A 1,019-nucleotide genomic window follows, 5' to 3' on the forward strand; every position below is an offset into this window, starting at 1 on the left:
CGATTGCACCCAAGATTGGCTGCGTGCCGCAGACCTTGAACGAGTGGGTCAAGAAGGCCGAGGTCGACAGCGGCCAGCGTGTCGGCACCACCAGTTCGGATGCCCAGCGCATCAAGGAACTGGAGCGCGAGGTCAAGGAGCTGCGCCGGGCCAACGACATCCTGAAGACTGCCAGCGCGTTTTTCGCGCAGGCGGAGCTCGACCGCCGATTGAAGTCTTGAAGAACTACATTGACCGCCACCGTGATGCCTACGGGGTCGAGCCCATCTGCCGGGTGTTGCAGATGGCCCCGTCGTGTTACTGGCGCCACGCTGCCCGGCAACGCAACCCGCAACTGCGCAGTCAACGCGCTCATCGTGACGAGGGTTTGAAGGCCGACATCCAGCGCGTCTGGCACGCCAACTGGCAAGTCTACGGAGCCGATAAGGTTTGGCTGCAGATGAACCGCGAAGGCATCGCAGTGGCGCGCTGCACGGTCGAGCGACTGATGCGCAACATGGGGTTGCAAGGGGCACGCCGTGGCAAGACAGTGCGCACCACCACGCCGGACACATCGGCACCATGCCCACTGGACCACGTCAACCGGCAGTTCAAGGCCAGTCGCCCCAACGAGCTGTGGGTGTCGGACTTCACCTATGTTTCGACCTGGCAGGGTTGGCTGTACGTGGCCTTCGTGGTGGACGTGTACGCCCGGCGCATCGTGGGCTGGCGGGTCAGCCGCAGCATGCAGACCGACTTTGTGCTGGATGCGCTGGAGCAGGCCTTGTATGACCGCGAGCCTGCGGCCCATGCCTTGACGCACCATTCCGACAGGGGCAGTCAGTACGTTTCCATACGCTACACCGAGCGCCTGGACCAGGCGGGCATACGGCCCTCGGTGGGCAGCAGGGGCGACAGCTATGACAACGCACTGGCCGAGACCATCAACGGGCTGTACAAGGCCGAGATGATTCACCGCCGGGGACCCTGGAAGACCAGGGAATCCGTGGAACTGGCCACCCTGCAGTGGGTGCACTGGT

1 pseudogene and 1 other annotated feature are annotated in these 1,019 nt (G+C 63.8%); the pseudogene reads left to right on the top strand.

Annotation, left to right across the window (positions count from 1 at the left end):
- Positions 1-1,019: pseudogene (locus tag ACYVB7_RS19145) on the top strand (IS3 family transposase); the annotation flags it as partial.
- Positions 176-292 (top strand) — a sequence feature (AL1L pseudoknot). It overlaps the preceding pseudogene by 117 nt.

It is taken from the genome of Hydrogenophaga soli (assembly GCF_054777695.1).